General features: G+C 45.5%; 2 protein-coding genes. Both read left to right on the top strand.

From position 1 onward, the window contains the following. Window positions 1–483: 483 nt before the first annotated feature. Window positions 484–903, top strand: coding sequence for an amidase family protein (locus ABGY95_RS11965; RefSeq protein ID WP_347441912.1), 420 nt, complete (start codon window positions 484–486; stop codon window positions 901–903). An 840-nt stretch (window positions 904–1,743) separates the two neighbouring features. Beyond that, window positions 1,744–2,631 (top strand): acyltransferase (locus tag ABGY95_RS11960; protein ID WP_347441911.1); only part of this gene is annotated, 888 nt, incomplete at its 3' end.

Below are 2,631 nucleotides of genomic sequence, written 5' to 3'. Positions count from 1 at the left end.
AGGCTTCCATCAACAAAAAGGAAGAATCCATCAAAGGCTAGATCACCTATGATTTTTAAGCTGCAAGAGAAGAAGCAAAGAATGCGGCTCTCTCCCTCCCTCTAGGAGGCATCTCAATTGCCATCAAAGAATATATGAAAGTCAAAGGCCAACCACTCACTTGCACCTCCAAATTCCTCGATGGTGCATTCACCTCTCCTTACGATGCCATAGCTGCACGAAGCGGGTGCTATTCCGCTAGGACGCCCCAACCTCGACGAATTTGCCATGGGCTCCACCTCTGACAACTCAAATATTCAACCTACAATAATCCAGCGGACCCTGCACGAGTCCCTGGTGGTTCATCCAGTGGCTCCATCCGCCAGCCAGCCTCGCACTGCGGAATCGTTGGACTCAAGCCATCCTACCGGCGTGTTTCACGCTACGGCCTCCTCGCTTTAGCATCATCACTCGACTAGATTGCCCCGATGACCAAATCTGTCGATGATGCAGCAGCAAAAATATGAAGCTGCAGGTGCTGAGCTTGTAGCAATTTCACTACCACAAACTGAGTATACAGTAACAACCTACTACATCATCGCTCCAGCAGAGGCATCTTCTAACCTCTCGCATTTTGATGGTATTCGCTACGGCAACCGCGAAGAAAACCCTGATAACTTGAACGACCTCTACCGTAAATCACGTGCGCAAGTTTTTGGTGCTGAAGTAAAACGCCGTATCATCCTCGGAACTTACTTGCGCCCCTCTGGTTACTATGACGCTTACTACACCAAGGCTCAAAAAGTACGTACGCTCATCCGTAAGGACTTCACTGATGTATTTGAAACTGTCGATGCCATCCTTTCCCCAGTCGCTCCAACCGCGGCTCCAAAACATGGTGAGAACGCTGACGACCCACTTTAAAAGCACCTCGCAGACAGCTGCACCATCGATGCTAACCTCGCAGGTATTCCAGGCATCTCCGTCCCTGCTGGCGAAGTCGTATCCGACACAGGCACACAACTCCCAGTAGGTCGCCAGATCCTCGGTTCAGAACTTGGCAAAGCAACAATTCTTAAAGTTGCGAAAGCTGTGGAAACTGCTGAGTAAGCCTCCATAGCAAAAAAAATCCAAAAGAGCGGCTTACTAAGTCGCTCTTTTTTTGTGTTCAGCACTCTAACAAAAACTTCGCTTCTCGGCTCTATACACCGCCAATAATTCATGAGCTTGATTTGGAGCATTCAGAACATACGTGCCCGCGTGAAGGGCGGTGCCATTCTGCGCATCCGCATGAGGGCTAAATTCGATTAGCTCTCTCAACTGCGACTTCCGAACAATTGCGTACAATAAACCAGATACTGTCTTTTTGAGCAAATCACCAAGCCAAAGATGGATATGTACTCAGCGTTGATCGAACGAATTGGCAGTTTGGGACAACTCACATCAACATCCTAACGATAGGCATCATTGTGGATAAAGTGGCTGTTTTGCTTGTTTGATCAACCTTACCACAGACTTCCAAACGAGGGAACTCCAACACAAAACACCGCATTGGATTGATGAGTAAACTCCTAGAAGTGCTACCAGCCAAGGATATTTACTTCATCGCAATGAATCGTGAGTTCCATGGAAAAAAGTGGCTTAAAAGATTGGCTTTACTTCCCATTTTTACCAGATAAACAATTAAAGTATCGTTTATACATACCCCTATACCCTAACAAAAACAACTTGTTAGAATAAAAATCCCCATAAAAAAGCACCACCATGAATAAAGGTTATATTCCATCTCTCGATGGTATACGTACTCTATCAATTCTTATCGTAATCGTAAGTCACGCAGGCTTCGGCCATGTTGTACCAGGAGGGTTAGGGGTCACAACCTTCTTCTTTCTCAGTGGTTTTCTTATCACCATAATTTTGATGCGAGAATATGAGAGAACGAAAACAATTCATTACCCATACTTCTTTGTTCGAAGAATACTGCGTCTAGCCCCACCTCTATTCACCTGCTTAGCAGTAGCATACGGCTTAACATTCATTGGTGTGTCCCAAGGTGGATTTTCCTGGACAGGCATTCTCTCTCAAACGTTTTACCTAGCGAATTATCATCTCATATTCCAGTGGCCAGGTGAAGTACCAGAAGGCTTAGGCATCTTATGGTCACTTGCAGTAGAAGAACACTTCTACCTATTCTACCCTGTAGTTCTTTTGTTTCTCATGAGAAAATTTAAGAAAAATGGCGCGGCTGTTGGTTTAGCTATTCTTTGCGTGGTTGTTCTGCTCTGGAGAAATTACCTATTTATCATACAAGAAGTTCCAGTAGATCGTATTTATTTTGGTACTGACACACGTATCGATTCCATACTCTACGGCTGTATACTCGCCCTTACATGGAACCCTGTAGACGCCAAACCCTCGTCTTCATTCACCACAAAAGAACTACTTATCACTGGCGCCGCTGGAGCTGTCTTCATCGGCACGATTTTCTACCGTGAACCTATTTACCGTGAGACTTTTCGCTACACACTCCAAGGGCTCTGCATGATGCCTCTATTTTACTACGCAATCAATAAAGCAGATCACATCTTCTTCTCATGGCTCAACTGGGGTTGGATGCGTAAACTAGGAGTCTATTCATACGGCATGTACCTT

Origin of the sequence: Rubritalea sp. (assembly GCF_039830215.1) — a bacterium.
Lineage (GTDB): Bacteria > Verrucomicrobiota > Verrucomicrobiia > Verrucomicrobiales > Akkermansiaceae > Rubritalea.
This window is presented reverse-complemented; position numbering and strand designations above follow the sequence as displayed.

Coding starts and splice junctions, on each gene's coding strand:
- ABGY95_RS11965 (WP_347441912.1), top strand. CDS start 484: ATGATGCAGCAGCAAAAATATGAAGCTGCAGGTGCTGAGCTTGTAGCA.